Consider the following 16,676-nt stretch of genomic DNA (forward strand, 5'->3'; position numbering starts at 1 on the left):
TCGAATCAAAATACCTCACCAATGTCTCTTTCGATCTTCACTTGTTTCATCGCCCCGCAACATCGATTTCTCAAAACGATTCTGTTGCTGGCGCTTTCATCAATTAGAATTGTTTTTGGTCAGTCAACGGCAAATGGACAGGCGTCTGGTTCAGTCGAATGGCCAGCGTATGGCAATGATGCAGGCGGGATGCGGTTTTCGCCCCTGAAGCAAATCAATACTACTAACGTAAAGCAGCTAACCGTCGCCTGGACGTTCCGCACGGGCGAGCTGGAGAACTATAAAGGTACGGGAGCCGCTGAAAAAGCCGCTTTCGAAGCAACGCCCGTGATGGTCGATGGTACGTTGTTTTTCAGTACGCCTACCTCCCGCGTTATAGCTATTGATGCCGCAACCGGTCAGAAAAAATGGGACTATGATCCCGATGTTTATCTACGCCAGGAATTGTCGGAAATTACCTCGCGGGGCGTGTCGGTTTGGCCGACGGCTACTGATAAAACAGCATCGGGAGGAACGGGCAAACGCATTTTTATTGCAACGCTCGACGGGCGATTAATTGCGCTGGACGCCAAAACGGGCAAACCGATTTCATCGTTCGGAAAAGAGGGCAGCGTGGATTTACGGCAGGGCGTTGGGAACATCAGCGTTACGTCGCCACCGGCTGTTATTGGTAATACCATCGTCGTTGGCTCGTCGATGGGCGACAACTATCGGTTCAATTATGAACGTGGTGTTGTACGGGCCTACGACGTACTGACCGGAGCGCTACGTTGGAGTTGGGACCCCATTCCCCGGAAAAAAGGCGATGTAGGCTTCGATACGTGGAAAGGCGACGTAGCAACCCAGACCGGAGCTGCTAACGCCTGGTCGATCATCTCTGCCGATGCCGAACGCGATCTGGTTTTTATTCCAACCACCAGCCCCAGCCCTGATTATTACGGGGGAGAACGTCTTGGTCAAAATCTGTGTGCCAGTTCGATAGTGGCGTTACGTGCCTCGACGGGCAAAATCGTGTGGCATTTCCAGACAGTACATCACGATTTATGGGATTACGATAATGCAGCTCAGCCACTGCTTTTCATGTTTACGCAGAATGGAAAACAGATTCCGGCGGTGGCTGTGGGTACAAAAATGGGCCACGTCTTTATTCTGAATCGCGAAACAGGCAAACCACTGTTGCCCGTCGAAGAGCGGCCTGTCCCAAAATCCAACGTACCAGGTGAAGAAACTTCTCCTACGCAACCATTTCCTGCTACGTTGCCGCTCCTTGGCTTGCAAAAACTGGAAGCCTGGGGATTGACACCTGATGATAAAGCCGCTGCCCAACGCAAAATTTCCGCGCTACGTTATGAGGGAGTTTTTACACCGCCATCGCTCGAAGGAAGTATCATTACGCCTGGTAATGTAGGTGGTATTCACTGGGGTGGAATGTGCTACGATCCGGAATCCGGACTACTCATCACAAATGTAAACCGACTGGCGGCAGTGATTCGGCTCCTGGAGCGTGAGAAACTGGCTGCATCCGTTAAGAACGATCAGGAACTGCTACGGGCCGAAACAGGAATGCAGTTAGGTACACCCTATGTATTGAAACGCAGCTATATGTTTTCCAGAGACGAACGAGGTATTACCATGCAGACACCGCCCCCCTGGGGTACGCTGGTGGCTCTGAATTTGCAAAAAGGAGCAATGGCCTGGGAAGTACCCCTCGGTTTCATGATGGACCCGACTAAACATCCAGAAGCAAAACAATGGGGTTCGCTGAACTTTGGTGGTGCCATTGTTACGTCGGGTGGGCTGGTGTTTGTGGCTGCCAGCCTCGACGGGCACCTGCGGGCGTTCAAAACGCAGGATGGCAGTTTGCAGTGGGAAGTGCCGCTGCCGGTCAGTGCTCAGGCCACACCAATGACGTATCAGGTCGATGGTAAACAATACGTAGTGATAGCCGCTGGGGGCCACGGCAAACTCGGCACAAAACTCGGTGACTACGTAGTGGCATATCGACTCCCTTAATCCCATTACTTCCAATGAATAAATGGCTGGCGCGTGGAGCTTCGACAGGCTCAGCCTGACAAATCAGCTTGAGTCACTGACTTCAAGTAGCCTGTCAGGCTGAGCCTGTCGAAGCTCCACGCGCCAGCCATGCGCCCGAAAATTATCATTTATAAATAACGACCTTTACTTATGCAACCTCTGCATACATCTTCCGCTCAACACCCTTTGCCCCATACCCCAACTCCGCTGCCCCCTTCCCGGCGGTACGACCTCGATTGGCTGCGCGTTATTGCCATTCTGACATTGTTATTTTACCATACCGGCATGATCTACGTATCGTGGGGGTGGCATATCAAGAGTTCGGAACATAGCAAACTGATGGAAACGGTCATGATTTGGCTGCATTTCTGGCGGATGCCCTTGCTGTTTTTTATATCGGGAGCTGGTACGTTCTTCGCCCTGAAAAAACGCTCATTCGGGTCGTATGCGGGTGAACGCGTCCGGCGGCTGTTTATACCCTTGCTGTTTGGAATGTTCGTTATTGTGCCTCCACAGATTTATATCGAGTGGTTATTTCGGGAGCGATTCAGCGGAAGCTATACAGATTTTTATCCAGAAGTTTTCAATTTTCAACCGTATCAGGATGGCGGAAAGGGCGGGGCTTTTAGCTGGCACCACCTCTGGTTTGTCTGTTACCTGTTTTTCTACTCGCTGCTCAGCATTCCGGTGTTTCGCTGGCTGAAAGGGGAGGCCGGGCAGCGATTCACAGATCGCATCGGTCGGCTAATTAACCGGCCGGGTGGTGCCTTATGGCTGGTCGGGTTTCTGATCCTGAACGACGTAGCGCTGGGTGGTTTCTTCCCAAACGAAACTCACGCACTGATTAACGATTGGGCTTATTTCATGAAAAACCTGATCCTGTTCTGGCTGGGTTACGTACTGATTAGCCGTCGTGAATTCTGGCAAACCATCGCCGACCAGCGACGGTATTTTCTGGTTGCTACGTTGGTCTGTACTGTTATCCTTTACAGCGTCCGACTATTTGTTGGGTACGACGCCATTCATGCTTCTAAACTGCTTACTACGTTGTTCAGCTTCAATAATCTTGGCCTGACTTGGTTTTCGGTGCTGATGACAATTGGGTACGGGTACCGTTATCTCAACAAAAATCACCCAATTCTGCCCAAACTCAATGAAGCCGTTTATCCCTTTTACATTCTGCATCAAACCGTTATTGTACTGATCGGGTACTACGTTCTAACCCAAACAGAATTAGGCGTTTACGATGGATTTCTAACGGTCAGTCTGTCGTCGTTAGCGGTTTGTGTGACGGTTTATTTACTCCTGATACGTCCATTTAAGCTGACGAGGGCGCTGTTTGGAATGAAATAACGGTTGATTTACGTACTTTCATTTACGACTTTTGACCTGATAAATCGTAAATCAAACTATGCGTACCGACTGGACTCGCGCTGAAATCGCCGAAATTTATAATTCGCCCGTACTGGATTTAATTTATCGGGCGGCTACCGTTCATCGTCAGAACCACGACCCGCAGGAAGTTCAGGTTTGTACGCTGCTTTCGGTGAAGACGGGCGGCTGCCCTGAAGATTGTGCATACTGTCCGCAGGCTGCCCGCTACCATACCAACGTTAAGGTGCATAAACTGATGGAAGTGGATGAAGTGCTGACAGCCGCACAACGAGCTAAAGACACCGGCAGTACGCGGTTCTGCATGGGTGCGGCCTGGCGCGAGGTACGTGATAATCGGGATTTCGACAAAGTGCTGGAAATGGTGCAGGGCGTTAACGAAATGGGCCTTGAAGTATGCTGTACGCTAGGAATGCTCTCTGAAAGTCAGGCGCAGAAACTAAAAGATGCCGGTTTATACGCGTATAACCACAACCTTGATACCAGCGAAGAATACTACGGCGACATCATTACGACACGTACCTACGACGACCGCCTTGATACGCTCGGTCACGCCCGTAAAGCCGGAATTTCGGTTTGTTCGGGCGGTATTATCGGCATGGGTGAGTCGGAGCAGGATCGGATTGGTATGTTGCATACGCTTGCTACGTTGCCCGAACATCCGGAATCGGTGCCCGTAAATGCGCTGGTGCCGGTAGAAGGGACACCTCTCGAAGATCAGCCGCGTGTCTCGATTTGGGAAATGCTACGTATGATTGCTACGGCACGTATCATTATGCCAAAAGCGATGGTACGTCTGTCGGCGGGCCGCGTTCGGATGAATACCGAAGAGCAGGCGTTGTGTTTTCTGGCCGGGGCTAATTCCATTTTCGCGGGCGATAAACTCCTGACTACGCCCAACCCCGACGAAGATGCCGATCAGCAGCTTTTCCAGACCCTGAATATTCGTCCCCGCAAAGCTTTCAAAAACGGAGATCAGCCTGCTGTTGTGTTCGAGCAGATTCCGATGTAACGCGGCCGGACTAGATTATATAAAGAGCGAAAGAATGAACGAGTGAAAGTGCGAACCTGCCGGATGGTATTCGCACTTTCACTCGTTCATTCTTTCGCTCTTTATAAACGGTAAGGCTTACAATCGCTTAGTATATTCGTTCTCTGCGATTTTTTCGATCAGCACTTCCGAAAGCGTTTCGGCCTGATGTTTCTTTTCTACGGCTTTGCCCTTTGATTCAACGGTTACGTTGATGATATGGTTGTTATACAGTACATGCAATTGGCTTGTGCTGGCATCCCAGACGGCTTTGTCGCCTACGCCCGAAACGGGTTCGTAATTGCCGCTTTTTACAGCGTGTTGCGTGGGTGAAGGCATGGCAGCCGTTACGCCCGAATGCGTAGGATGACTGTCGACGGGTTTGTGTTCTGCTGAATCAGTTGCTGGCGTTTCAGAATTAGTACCTTCTGGTTCCGGGCCGCTGGTTGTAGCTTCGTTCGCTTCCTCGACAGGCTCTTCAACTACGGCCGTCGGTTTTCCCTGATATAGGTGGTCGAAGTTGTATTCTGCTACCTGAATCGATGAAAACGGTTTTGCGCCCCCAAATGACAGGATAACTTTGTTACCAGCCCATTCGAAGGCGCAACCATCATGTTCATGACCTTCTTCCAGTTCGATTTCTTTAGACAGATTAAGGGTTTGACGAATCAACGCTTCCTCAAGAATGTGACAGGGAGCTTCGTAATTGAAGTCGTTTGTAAATGAGTGAACACCAGTCACCTGTTTTGCCAAAATAGGGCCGGCTTCCATCTGGAGAGCCGGGTCAGAAACGTCGGTGCTGGAGCTACTGCAAGCGAAACAAAGTACAGGAAAAGCCAGTAACAGCGATTTGATTTTCATAGTATGATCTGAGAAAAGCCAAAATTAGCGTTTTCTTCAATACCATCTTCCTCAGCCAGATGTTTTTGCGCGGGCTACAATTTTACAAATTCAACCCGTCGATTATTAGCTTTCCCCTCAATAGTTGTATTGGGACCAGCTGGTTGCGATTCGCCTTTGCCGTCGGTTTCCATACGGCTGGCATTGATGCTGAACGTACTAGACAATTCCGCCTTCACCGCAGCCGCCCGTTTCTTCGATAGTGCCATATTCGATGCATCGTCGCCATCGGAGTCGGTATGGCCGATGATACGTACCTTCACGTCGGCATTTTCGTTCAATACGTTGGCGATGTCTTTCAGAGCGCCGTAGGATTCGGGTTTGATTTTATCGGAATTGGTATCGAACAGAATACCACGAGTAACAAATTTACCTTCAGTAATCAGTTTATTTCGCGTATCGGGCGCGCCAACGGCCAGCCGGATGTTATTAACGTAGTACCGGTCGTTTTCGGACTCCATATCGCCGGTTGCAAAAACTACTGAGTTATAGGCGATTCCTGGCTGGAAAGCGCGGGGAATGTCCCAGATTTTCTCCTCGTTCACATAGACCCGCAATCGTTGCCGTTGACGCCATATCGATACGTTAACAATGTTGCGACCACTTGTTTTCGAGAAAAACTGACGCACATCCACATCACTTTGAATCATCTGAGTTCTATTCGAATAATTTTCGAACGTACTACGTCCCGAAGTAGTCGCTGCATTTTGGGGATGCAACGCTATTCGTACACCCTCTTTGCCATAATAATTTCGCGCCCATTCCATAAAATCCTTCTCAGGCTTTTCCAAAGCAACTAGATTAACGTAGAACGGAGTCGAATAGAAGCTAAAATCAGGATTACAGGCTAATTCAAACTGCAACGTAGCGTTTTCGGGAAGGCTCTTAATGTATTCGGGTAAGAATTCTCCTTTTTTGGGGAGCATGAGCCAATGGCCCGTTTTGCCTTCTAACGTAACGACTTCTCCCGTGCCGCTGGAATTCCATTTGGCCGGAAAATCGCCGATGGCGTCCTGCATGAAATCTTCGGCTGCTACCACTTTTTCGCCCGGAACAAAGTCGAATTTGCTGTACGATTTCAACGTAGCAGGGGCATCGTTGGTACTGGCGGCTTTCCCCGAACCACCCACTGAAGATGTACGATTGGGTTGTGAATTATCCGGATACGTACCGTCTGAATTGCCAGTATTGCCTCCTGTATTGCCTTGTTGGTCAGTAGGTTTAGGTTTTTCCTTTTTCTTGAAAATGCTCATGACACCTTCTTCTACCTTATCTAAACCTTTATTTATACCCTGGTCAATTTTGCTGTTGGCCCGGTATTCGACATTACGTTCCACAACACGGCCGGGGTCATTTACCCGAACCTGCGCCTGGAGAGTGGGGACGAAGAATAGACTGATTAATAGGAGGGTGAATAACGTTTTCATACGGAGTGGTTATTTCAGGATTGAGCAAAAAAGTAACGTATTTATGGATTAGTTTAGCTAATAGGCTGTGCTTAAACGTAGTAGATTGAGTTAGCTGCTTAAACAAAGATGGTTTTTTTTTCGGCAGCTGATCCAGTCTAATGAGTTAACGGTCATAAATGAGTGAGTGAACGGTATCCGTTACGTAGCTTTGCCCCTGATTAAACTATAGGAATGTCTGCCATCGAAACAATTTCGCTTGCTCCGGGCCAAAAGGCATATTTCGCTTCTGATTTTCATCTGGGAACGCCAACACCCGAACAGAGCCGCGTTCGCGAACAAAGCGTGGTGAACTGGCTCGATACGATTCGCTCTGATGCGGCCGTCATTTTTCTGGTAGGTGATGTATTCGATTTCTGGTTCGAATACAAACGTAGCATTCCGAAAGGCTTTATTCGACTTCAGGGAAAACTGGCCGAATTGACGGATGCTGGTTTGCGAATTGTCCTGTTTACGGGCAACCACGACATGTGGATGAACGATTATTTCACGCAGGAAATGGGAATTCCGGTCTACCGCGAACCTCGTCGATACGACATTGGCAACAAGCAATTTCTGATTGGACATGGCGACGGGCTCGGCCCCGGCGACTTTGTTTATAAACGCCTAAAAACGCTATTTGAAAGTAATCTGGCCCGCCAGCTATTTCGCTGGGTACATCCTGACGTGGGAATTGGTCTGGCCCATGCCTGGTCGCGGAAGAGCCGAATCAGCAACCAGAAAAAAGGCGAAGAGCAGTTTAAAGGTGAAGATCGGGAGTGGCTTTGGCAATACTGCCGCGAAGTAGAAGCTACTACGCACCACGATTTTTACGTGTTCGGCCACCGGCACCTCCCCCTCGATTTAGCCGTCACTGACCAAAGCCGCTACGTTAATCTGGGCGAATGGGTGTACGCCAAAACATATGCTGTTTTTGATGGCGAGAGACTGAAATTGGAGACGTGGAAATGACGTAGTCGTGTTACTTTATTCTCCTAAATACGTCAATAGGTTGGTATCAGGTTAATTTGCTTCCTGTAGCATATCCTTACGGGATACGTTTTCGCGAGGAGCCTTGTTGATTTCACTACGCCATTCTTTGTTCTTTAAATCGCCCCGCTTCACAGAACGTATAAAGTTTGCCCAGGCGAAGGGATTTGTGAAGGCGAAGGTAGGGGTAGCACTACGTCCAATTAGGGATTCCCGCCCAAAAAACTGCTGATTAACGAAGTTCTGGTGGTTAGCCGCAGCGCTCATGGGCATCGTAGCTGCCTGACGCATAATAGCTTCCGGGCTAGTGTTACGTGCTAAATTCTCGCGCTCTTTTTCGTCAGGAAGTTTCAGATTTACAAAGGCTTCCTTGAAAAGTTCTTCGGTGGCGTACGGATAAACCTTTACTTCAGCCAGCGTTTTTACGTCTTCCTGCAACGCTACCACCGCCGAATACGTAAGGTCAGTTAAACGCCGGGGAATGATGTGATACTGCGTTTTAAAACCAACGTAGCTGAAAATGATACTATCGCCCGGAAAAACGGGTAAGGCAAAATAACCGTTGGATGCGGCCAGCACACCCCGACCAGCTTTGGGAATGTATATATAAGCACCGGGAAGCGCTTCGTTGGTTTTCCCGCCAGTAATGAAGCCGGTGAACGTTACCTGGCGTTCCTGGCCTTGCGCCCACGCGGTCGAGAATTGCCCCGCCAGCGCAAACAACACCAGTATGGACACCAATAACGTCAACGATTTCTTCATATCACAGAAAAAGAATCTACAAAGTAAACGAGGAAAAGGCAGGATATGGTTTCGATTACCCGAATTTTAAGAAATTTAACAGAATTTAATAGCCTGTTGTTTTCACGGTCACATCCTATAAAATTAAGCAAATAATTTCAGAAAGGTGATAATGAATGGGGCAGCCAGCAACAAACCATCGAACCGGTCCAGAAAGCCACCATGCCCCGGAATGCTGCTGCCAGAGTCTTTGATGGCGATGCTACGTTTGAATAACGACTCTACTAAATCGCCGTACGTACCGGTTACGACAATGATAGCGCCCACACAATACCACTGCCAGGGACGAAGTTCATTATCAACATAGGCCAGTACACCCGCAATGATGGCAGCCGCAGCGGCTCCACCTAAAGCGCCTTCCCACGATTTCTTGGGCGATACCCGCTCGAATAGTTTTCGTCGGCCAAATTTCGTACCGGCAAAGTAAGCCCCAATATCGCTGGCCCACAGGAGCAGCAGACAACCTGTAATCAACATGGGATGAAACGTACCACCACGTAGCGCCAGAATGATCAGCAGTGCAAATGGCATCGCTACGTAGATAATGCCCAGAAACGTAAAGCCGATGTTTGTAAAGGGCTTCATGTCCCGTTTTTTGTAGAGCTTAATCAGGAAAATCATCGACGAAGCCGGGCAGATCAGAAAGTAATTACCCATGCCGATTTGGTCGGTTTCGATGAAATAGGCCAGTATGCAAATGAGACAGCCGACCACTGTTCCATAGGCCGTCAGCGGTTCGAAACCATCCAGACCCAGCAGCCGGTAGAACTCACGTTGGGTAAGGGCACTGATGACGCAGAACAACAGAGCAAACGTCCAGTCCCTGTACCAGATCATGAATAGAATAAACGGAACCGCAACCACCGCAGCAATTACTCGCTGCTGGAGGTTGGACAAACTAGCTAAACGTTGCTTCATTCTCTAAAATCACTTTGGCCAGCGTTGCGTCTTTGGCTGGTACATGAACCTCACTTTTGCCCCACCCGATGCTCGGATAGCTGCTACTCTGCGAATTGACGACCACTGCCGGAATGTCATGTTCCAGCAATAGCGCTTTAGCCAGTTCGGCCCGGTGCGGAAGAGGTGTCGCGTAAATAGATTCCCATTGTTCTGCCATAATTCTCAAAATTGTTCCATTTCCCAGGTTGCATCGATCTGCCTGAAACCTGGAACTGTTCACGCGTAATCTTTCTGATTGAGCCGTCTAAAATAAACGAGTAACCCGGCCGTGACAAGCCCTGCCACTAACGAACCCATTATTGGAACCGATTCGGTGCTCTCAATGTCTACAGAGGTCATGCGTTGCTGGTGTAAATAAACCATCAGCACTGTAAAGCCATTGTTAACGAAATGGGCTAGTATGGGAACCCACACATTACCCGACCACAAGTATAAATAGCCAAACAAGGCGCCCAGAAACATGCGCGGAAAAAAGCCTAGAAACTGCACGTGAATGGCACTGAACAAAGCTGCTGCCAGCCAGATGCCCACATGTACGTTCTTCGTCCAGTAAATGAGGTTACGCTGCAAAATGCCCCGGAATAAAACCTCTTCGCCAATACCCGGTATGACGGCAATGACAAGCAGTGCGACTAGTAACTGACCTGTTGACTGGAACGTAGTGAGGTATTTCGTGATGCCTTCAAGCCCCTTTTCTTTATCGCGAATCCACTGCTCAATCGGCGCGAGGGTTTCGGGAAGATGCAGGCTGCGGTTCCATTCGATAATCAAACCATCGAACGGCATAAAAGCGATGACAATCAACGTAACAAGGCTGAAACCTACCACCGACGATAAAGGCCGGGCATTGAAGCTATCCCATTGTCGATGCTCGATAAAATACCAGTATGCCAGCGCGGGTAGCAGGAACGTACCGAGATGATTGATAGCCTGTAGGAGCATCAATACGTACCAACTGTCGGGAGAAGTGGCCGGATTTGTAGCCAGTTGCGTCAGGTAATTTTGCGCTTCCTGTAGCCCCATACCTTTGCTGATGGCCAGAATCACAAACAGCACCAACGTACTGATTACACCACCCATCAACACAAAACCAATTAATACCATCAGTCCGCCAAGGGTAGGAGGGCGGCTGGTAGAATTTTGAGAGGGCGTATAGACTTGCATAATTTACCGTAAATATACGGATGAACTAGGGTTGATTAGCGAAGTACGTACCAGGAATTACAACGTAGCATGCCGCTTAGCCGGGAACCAAACCAATCGGTAAATCGTAATTCGTACAATAAAGTTTATAAATGCCTGCTCACTTGGTCACGATTGGTAACATACAACTCCCCGATTTTCCGTTATTACTGGCTCCAATGGAAGACGTCAGCGACCCGCCATTCCGGGCCGTTTGCAAAGCCAATGGAGCCGATTTGATGTATACGGAGTTCATCTCGTCGGAGGGTTTGATACGTGACGCGGCCAAAAGTGTGCAGAAACTGGATATTTTCGAATACGAACGCCCGATTGGTATTCAACTGTTCGGTTCCGACGTAGAGACGATGGGCGAATGCGCCCGGATTGCCAGCCGGGTCGAGCCTGATTTGATCGACATAAACTATGGTTGTCCGGTTAAGAACGTAGCATGTCGGGGCGCGGGTGCTGCTTTGTTGCAGGACGTTCCGAAGATGGTTCGCATGACCGAATCCGTCGTGAAAGCCACCCATCTGCCTGTAACTGTGAAAACTCGGCTTGGCTGGGATGATAATACCAAAAACATCGGTGAAGTCGCCGAACGATTGCAGGACATCGGTATCAAAGCGCTGACTGTTCATGGCCGAACGCGGGTGCAGATGTACAAAGGCGACGCCGACTGGACGCTTATTGGCAAGATTAAAGAGAATCCACGTATCACTATTCCTATTTTCGGAAACGGTGATATCGACTCGCCTGAAAAGGCACTTCTCTATAAAAATCGCTACGGTGTCGATGGCGTGATGATTGGTCGGGCGAGTATCGGCTATCCCTGGATTTTTAACGAGATCAAATATTTTTTACGTACCGGTCAGCAACTGACTCCGCCAACCATTGCCGACCGCGTAACGGTATGCCGTCAACACCTTGATTTTTCGATACGTTGGAAAGGCGAAATTGTGGGTCTGTTCGAGATGCGACGCCACTACGCTAATTATTTTAAGGGCCTTCCTGATTTCAAACCCTATCGGATGCGACTCGTTACGTCGGATTCGTACAACGAAGTGAGCGCTATTCTGAATGAAATTCAGGAGACTTATAGTATCATCTACGAAGTGGCGGCTTAATTTATCGAGATTTTTTGTCATCCTGACGAAGGAAGGATCTTAAGGTTTCCTAGCATTCTAGTAAGGACACTTTAAGATCCTTCCTTCGTCAGGATGACAAAAAAGACTCCCAGAATTGGCAATCCAGAAATATATTATTTGAGTAACTTTCTATTTTTCAGGTATTTTGGCATTCAGTAATGCCATTGAAAATGACTTGCACTACGAAGCACCTGAAAATCCTTATTTTTTTATTTATAGTACTGGTAACGGTTAAGGCTGCTGCTCAAACGAACGTATCATTTCCGCTACGTCTCAGCGACAACAAGCGATACCTGGTCGATAGCAACAACAAGCCGTTTCTCATTAAGGAATTTTCGGCCTGGGGACTGATTCAGGCACTTTCGGAAAACGACGAAGCGGCCTTTCTGGATAGTCTTAAGCAAAAAGGGTTTAATACCGTACTTACGTCGGTGGTAAGTAATGCGCCTTCGCAAATGGGCGGGAATCCGCCGTATTGGCTGGGCGTATCACCGTTTAACGTAAAGTGGGATTTCTCGACGCCCAGCGAAACCTATTTTCAGCACGTTGACCGGTTTTTCAGCATGGCCGAACAAAAAGGTTTTTTTGTGATGGCGCTACCGGTTTATCTCGGCTACCGAACCGACCCCTCGCAGGGCTGGTGGGATGAGATCAAAAGCTCGCCCAACGATACGTTGAAAATGCGTAAGTATGGCGAGTTCATTGGCAAACGGTACAAAAACGCCCGGAATATCATGTGGGTTGCCGGTGGCGATAACAACGCCGACGGCGATATGCTGGCTTATGAAATGAACTTGATCCGTGGGGTGAAATCGTTCGATACCAATCATTTATGGTCGGGCCACTTCGATATGAATCTCGGTGTTATCTGGTCGACTGATCACCCGGTTCTGGCAAAAATGATGGATATCGACGGGTTGTACGTCTGGAATGAAGCCATCATTATGGAACGGGGGCCGCAGTATAAAACAGAACTCGCTCAGTACAACAAGGGTAAAATGATTATCCAACTGGACCAGAGTTACGAACATGACAATCCGCATTACGCCGATAACGAAAATCACCAGTGGATACGTCGGAAAATGTACGATGGTTTACTGGATGGCTGTAAAGGAACGTCGTTCAGTTCGGGCGAAATTGATAATTACAATTACTCCTTCAAAAACTGGAAACCTTTGATGAGCACTACGGGTATGAAACAGGTATCGTACTGTTTCAGCCTGTTCGATTCGCGGGCCTGGGAAAAACTGGTGCCCGACCAAACCAACGACGTCATTTTATCGGGCCGTGGTATGTTTGGTGAACTGGATTACGTCTGTGCAGCCAAAGCGTCTGATAACAGCAGTTACATCATGTATATTCCGAAAGGGAATCGGACGATTTACCTGAACATGCAGCAAATGACTGGTAAACCGATGCGCATGCACTGGTTCAATCCGCGAACAGGAACTTCATTACGTATCGGTGTCGCTGAAACGAGGCCAAAATTCGGCGTTACTCCGCCATCTGAAGAGGACTGGGTTCTCGTATTTGATGATCACGAACTGAAGCTACCAACGCCAGGTAGCAAATAGTAGTCTGGCGGGGATGGTTACTATTTTTCGGACTAAAAAAAGTCGAGTTGAGGCCAGAGTTCGCAATTTGACTGGAGCCAATCATACGTCAGTTCTGCCTGTTCCTTCCAGACCGTCCCTCCATTGGCACTACTGTACCACTCGCTGCGGGACAACGTACCACGTTCATAAAACGTAGCACGTAGAAACAGTCGCTGCCCCCCAGCCTGAAAAAGCTGTACGCTGCAATCTGTTTGATTGCTGGATAAGTTATTATAAATGAGTGAGTTTTCGAACGGACTGGAAAAGATAAGTGATTTCTGTCTGGTACGTATATTAATGCAATAAACGTATCGTCGGCCATCTTGAATTCCACTCAGTAGTCGTAGTGGAAGATGATCGGTGGGGGAATTTAACAGCCATTCTTCATCCGTTTTTGTTGGTAATTGAAATGGGTTTGTATCGAGCAAACTTTCCGATTGGCAGCTGGTCCAGTAGAAGCGATGTTCCTTAAAATCGTCGTAAAACTGAGTAAGTATCTGCTGTAGTTCAGGCACTTGGTCAAAAACTTGCTGAATTGCGCTATCGGCTTTTGTTCGTACAGACGTACCGTCGTAACCTCTATCTTCCATGTTAAACGCATCGCTGTAGCGTTGGAGAGATTGCCTTAGAATTTCCAGCCAGCGGTTGGGATGACTGCCAACCCAGTCGACCCGTTTTGGTGGTTCCTCAAACAAAGGTAACGTATCAGGCCAAACCACTTCCTCTATTCCTTTCAGCCAGCTAATCAATTCTGGAGTAGCGCTAAAATTGTAACCAGCAAAATGTAGATTCAGATACGTTAGTGACTTTAATTGAGTGAATGAATCGGGCAACGTACTGAGCTGATTTTCTGATAAATCTAGATGAGTTAACAGCGTTAAATTTCTGATTGCGTGAGGTACATGACTAAGGTGGCCGTGCGAAAGATTCAGTTTTGTTAGCCAGCTCATCTGGCAGATTTGATCGAGAAACTCACCAGCGGAAACATAAGAAAAGTCCAGAACGGGTAAATGCTGTGCGTTTGTCTGTTCAAGAAGCTGAAGAATTTGTTTACGTTTACGCGGCATTGGACTTGCGTGCTGAAATAAATATTTGGCAAAGTTATCTGGTCACTACTCATCGGACTAATTTTAGCAACTGCACTGATTGTACGGTTAATAGTTAACATAGAATTCAGAACGTAGTAAATTGTTTGACGTAGCGTAATTATAAAAAAATATGCTACGTTTATTGCTAACTTACTGTCATTTATGTCAGAATGTACTTCGCGATTTAGTGAGAAGACTAAAACAATTTTCGAAGCAAAAGAACAGATATTTTGCCGAAGTAAACAGCTATTAAAGTTTAACTATAAATTAGATTCTCTTAGAGAATTTGATTGGGGAATTATTGCTTATTTTCAAAAAGGGAATGAAACGTATCAGTTTTTTCTTTTTCTTGAACAATATAAAAACACGGCCCTTCTCGAAGAGAACCTAATCCATACAGTATTGATCACCGATGATTGTCGGCTAGATGATTATCTGGCAAAAAACAATATCAACTATGTAGCAGTAACATTATCACTTTTTCGAGAGTACGAGCTCATTTCTGCGTTTTATGGCGCCCAGAAAGCTCAGAGAAGTGGCGTCTATCTCATGAATCACATTGATGAAGGGCTCTTTATATTGGAGAAAATACAGGCGAGTGACGTAGCAAAAAAAGCGTATTGTTTACATCCGATCATTCAAAGTGATGAAGCTTTACAGGTTATTTACACTTTACTGAAAGGGATTGATACTCAGGTAATAATTGCGCTAACAGAATATCGTTCTGTAGCCAATGAATATTTGTCGAAACGAAAAATAAAATCGATTGATGAAATTAGGTTGTCGCCACTAAAAGATGTAAATGATATGCTGATTGCTGATAAAATTCAGAATAAAAAAGACTTTGAATTGTATCACAAAAAAACGCATCCGAGATCAGCAGAACTAACGGAATATTTTGACAACTGGCTACGTAGATTAGGTGTTGCTGAAGAATTTTATACTACTTGTGCAACGTATTGTCAATAAAATCTTCCTGTGAATTACGTTGATGAGACAAGTAAGGTGGTTTGAAAAGTTGCCAACGAACGTAGCAAAACTATTGATTTTAAGGACTGACAGCTCATCGTTGATGTTTTCCAACGTATCGACTTACTATGTTAGCTGCGATTTCGTTCCGGAAATCATAGGCATTTCGTATTTTGCCCTTTCTCCCATTTCATTTCACGTATGACTACCGAAGAACCCGTTGTGATTGAGCGACAGCGCCCAGTGCTGGCGTGGGTGCTGTTGTGTTGCCTGGCCCTCGTTTGGGGAAGTTCATTTATTCTCATCAAACGTAGTCTGAACGTTTTTCCCCCTGATCAGGTAGCTGGCGGACGACTGGTGTTTGCACTTCTCTTTTTTTCTCCTTTTTTATTGAAACAAGGCCAGCAATTGGATATTCGGGTTGCGGTTCGTCACCGCTGGGTAGCCTTGCTGGCGTCGGGTGTGATTGGGTTTGTGATTCCGGCGTTCATTTTTGCCGAAGCCGGGGCGCATCTGAACAGTTCGCTGGCGGGGGCGCTGAATTCGCTGAGTCCGCTGTTTACATTGGTTCTGGGTGGTCTTTTCTTTGGACAAACCCTAAGAATTCGGCAGGTAACAGGCATTTTACTCGGTCTGTCGGGATCGCTGTTGCTTGTATTTTTCAGTGCGACGGGTTCTTTTCAGATAAACATGTACGCGCTGATGGTCGTGCTGGCGACGCTTTGTTACGGCCTGAATACCAATCTGATAGGGCGTTACCTGAGCCATCTGCCCGCGCTGGTGTCAACGGCCTGGCTGTTTGCTTTTGCTGGTCCAATTGCGCTGCTTACACTCATGCCGACGGATTTTCTGAACCGCGTTCTTGATGTAAAAAATAGCTGGTCGATTGCGGCATTAGCTACGTTGGGTGTATTCGGATCGGGACTGATGTCTATTTTCTTTAACCGTGTGATGCAATTAGCGTCGCCCCTGTTTGCGGCTTCCGTTACGTATCTGATACCAATTGTGGCGTTGATGTGGGGTTTTCTGGATGGCGAAACCATCTACGCCGTTCAATTTGCGGGCATGGGAATTTGTCTGATGGGGGTTTGGCTGGTGAACAAATCGTAAAGATTCGTGTATTTTACGTCACCGATGATTGAATG

The 16,676-nt window shown here is 47.5% G+C and carries 15 protein-coding genes; 8 read left to right on the top strand and 7 right to left on the bottom strand.

Features of this window, described 5'->3' with window-relative positions; genetic code table 11:
• Positions 1–21: 21 nt before the first annotated feature.
• The 3 genes from IC229_RS26810 to bioB all read left to right on the top strand — a co-directional run bounded on the left by IC229_RS26810 (position 22) and on the right by bioB (position 4,438).
• Positions 22–2,013, top strand: a complete 1,992-nt coding sequence (locus IC229_RS26810) for a pyrroloquinoline quinone-dependent dehydrogenase (RefSeq protein ID WP_190890730.1) — start codon at positions 22–24, stop codon at positions 2,011–2,013.
• A gap of 171 nt (positions 2,014–2,184) precedes the next feature.
• Positions 2,185–3,387, top strand: coding sequence for an acyltransferase family protein (locus IC229_RS26815; protein WP_190890732.1), 1,203 nt, complete (start codon positions 2,185–2,187; stop codon positions 3,385–3,387).
• A gap of 58 nt (positions 3,388–3,445) precedes the next feature.
• A complete protein-coding gene (gene bioB / locus IC229_RS26820) occupies positions 3,446–4,438 on the top strand; it encodes a biotin synthase BioB (protein WP_190890734.1) in 993 nt (330 codons plus the stop codon).
• A 117-nt stretch (positions 4,439–4,555) separates the two neighbouring features.
• On the opposite strand, the gene IC229_RS26825 is transcribed toward bioB, so the two are convergent.
• Positions 4,556–5,317: a hypothetical protein gene (locus IC229_RS26825; RefSeq protein WP_190890736.1), complete on the bottom strand. Its 762-nt coding sequence runs from the start codon at positions 5,315–5,317 to the stop codon at positions 4,556–4,558.
• A 74-nt stretch (positions 5,318–5,391) separates the two neighbouring features.
• Complete coding sequence (locus tag IC229_RS26830; RefSeq protein ID WP_190890738.1) at positions 5,392–6,783, bottom strand: OmpA family protein; 1,392 nt, start codon at positions 6,781–6,783, stop codon at positions 5,392–5,394.
• 213 nt (positions 6,784–6,996) lie between these two features.
• Between IC229_RS26830 and IC229_RS26835 the strand changes: the two genes are divergently transcribed.
• Positions 6,997–7,773, top strand: coding sequence for a UDP-2,3-diacylglucosamine diphosphatase (locus IC229_RS26835; RefSeq protein ID WP_190890739.1), 777 nt, complete (start codon positions 6,997–6,999; stop codon positions 7,771–7,773).
• Between the two features lie 51 nt (positions 7,774–7,824).
• Here IC229_RS26835 and IC229_RS26840 read toward each other — a convergent pair whose 3' ends face one another.
• The 4 genes from IC229_RS26840 to IC229_RS26855 form a co-directional block, all read right to left on the bottom strand.
• Positions 7,825–8,553: a carboxypeptidase-like regulatory domain-containing protein gene (locus IC229_RS26840; RefSeq protein WP_190890741.1), complete on the bottom strand. Its 729-nt coding sequence runs from the start codon at positions 8,551–8,553 to the stop codon at positions 7,825–7,827.
• A gap of 123 nt (positions 8,554–8,676) precedes the next feature.
• Entirely contained in the window at positions 8,677–9,510 is an 834-nt protein-coding gene (locus IC229_RS26845) for a phosphatidate cytidylyltransferase (RefSeq protein WP_190890743.1), read from the bottom strand.
• Complete coding sequence (locus tag IC229_RS26850) at positions 9,491–9,709, bottom strand: putative signal transducing protein (protein WP_190890744.1); 219 nt, start codon at positions 9,707–9,709, stop codon at positions 9,491–9,493. The genes IC229_RS26845 and IC229_RS26850 overlap by 20 nt, the downstream gene beginning before the upstream one ends.
• Before the next feature lie 59 nt (positions 9,710–9,768).
• Positions 9,769–10,656, bottom strand: a complete 888-nt coding sequence (locus IC229_RS26855; protein WP_223834218.1) for a CPBP family intramembrane glutamic endopeptidase — start codon at positions 10,654–10,656, stop codon at positions 9,769–9,771.
• A gap of 203 nt (positions 10,657–10,859) precedes the next feature.
• Between IC229_RS26855 and dusB the strand changes: the two genes are divergently transcribed.
• Positions 10,860–11,858, top strand: coding sequence for a tRNA dihydrouridine synthase DusB (dusB, locus tag IC229_RS26860; RefSeq protein WP_190890859.1), 999 nt, complete (start codon positions 10,860–10,862; stop codon positions 11,856–11,858).
• 191 nt (positions 11,859–12,049) lie between these two features.
• Positions 12,050–13,453 carry an apiosidase-like domain-containing protein gene (locus IC229_RS26865; RefSeq protein WP_190890747.1) on the top strand — a complete coding sequence of 468 codons (1,404 nt, stop codon included), beginning with the start codon at positions 12,050–12,052 and terminating at the stop codon, positions 13,451–13,453.
• A 32-nt stretch (positions 13,454–13,485) separates the two neighbouring features.
• Here the strand turns inward: IC229_RS26865 and IC229_RS26870 are convergent, their stop codons facing one another.
• Positions 13,486–14,541, bottom strand: a complete 1,056-nt coding sequence (locus IC229_RS26870; protein WP_190890749.1) for a leucine-rich repeat domain-containing protein — start codon at positions 14,539–14,541, stop codon at positions 13,486–13,488.
• A gap of 183 nt (positions 14,542–14,724) precedes the next feature.
• On the opposite strand from IC229_RS26870, the gene IC229_RS26875 reads away from it, so the two are divergent.
• Positions 14,725–15,531 (top strand): hypothetical protein, encoded by an 807-nt coding sequence (locus tag IC229_RS26875; protein WP_190890750.1) that lies wholly within the window; start codon positions 14,725–14,727, stop codon positions 15,529–15,531.
• A 201-nt stretch (positions 15,532–15,732) separates the two neighbouring features.
• Complete coding sequence (locus IC229_RS26880; RefSeq protein WP_190890752.1) at positions 15,733–16,641, top strand: DMT family transporter; 909 nt, start codon at positions 15,733–15,735, stop codon at positions 16,639–16,641.
• Positions 16,642–16,676: the final 35 nt, after the last annotated feature.

This window comes from Spirosoma profusum (assembly GCF_014699005.1).
In the GTDB taxonomy this organism is placed as follows: Bacteria; Bacteroidota; Bacteroidia; order Cytophagales; family Spirosomataceae; genus Spirosoma; species Spirosoma profusum.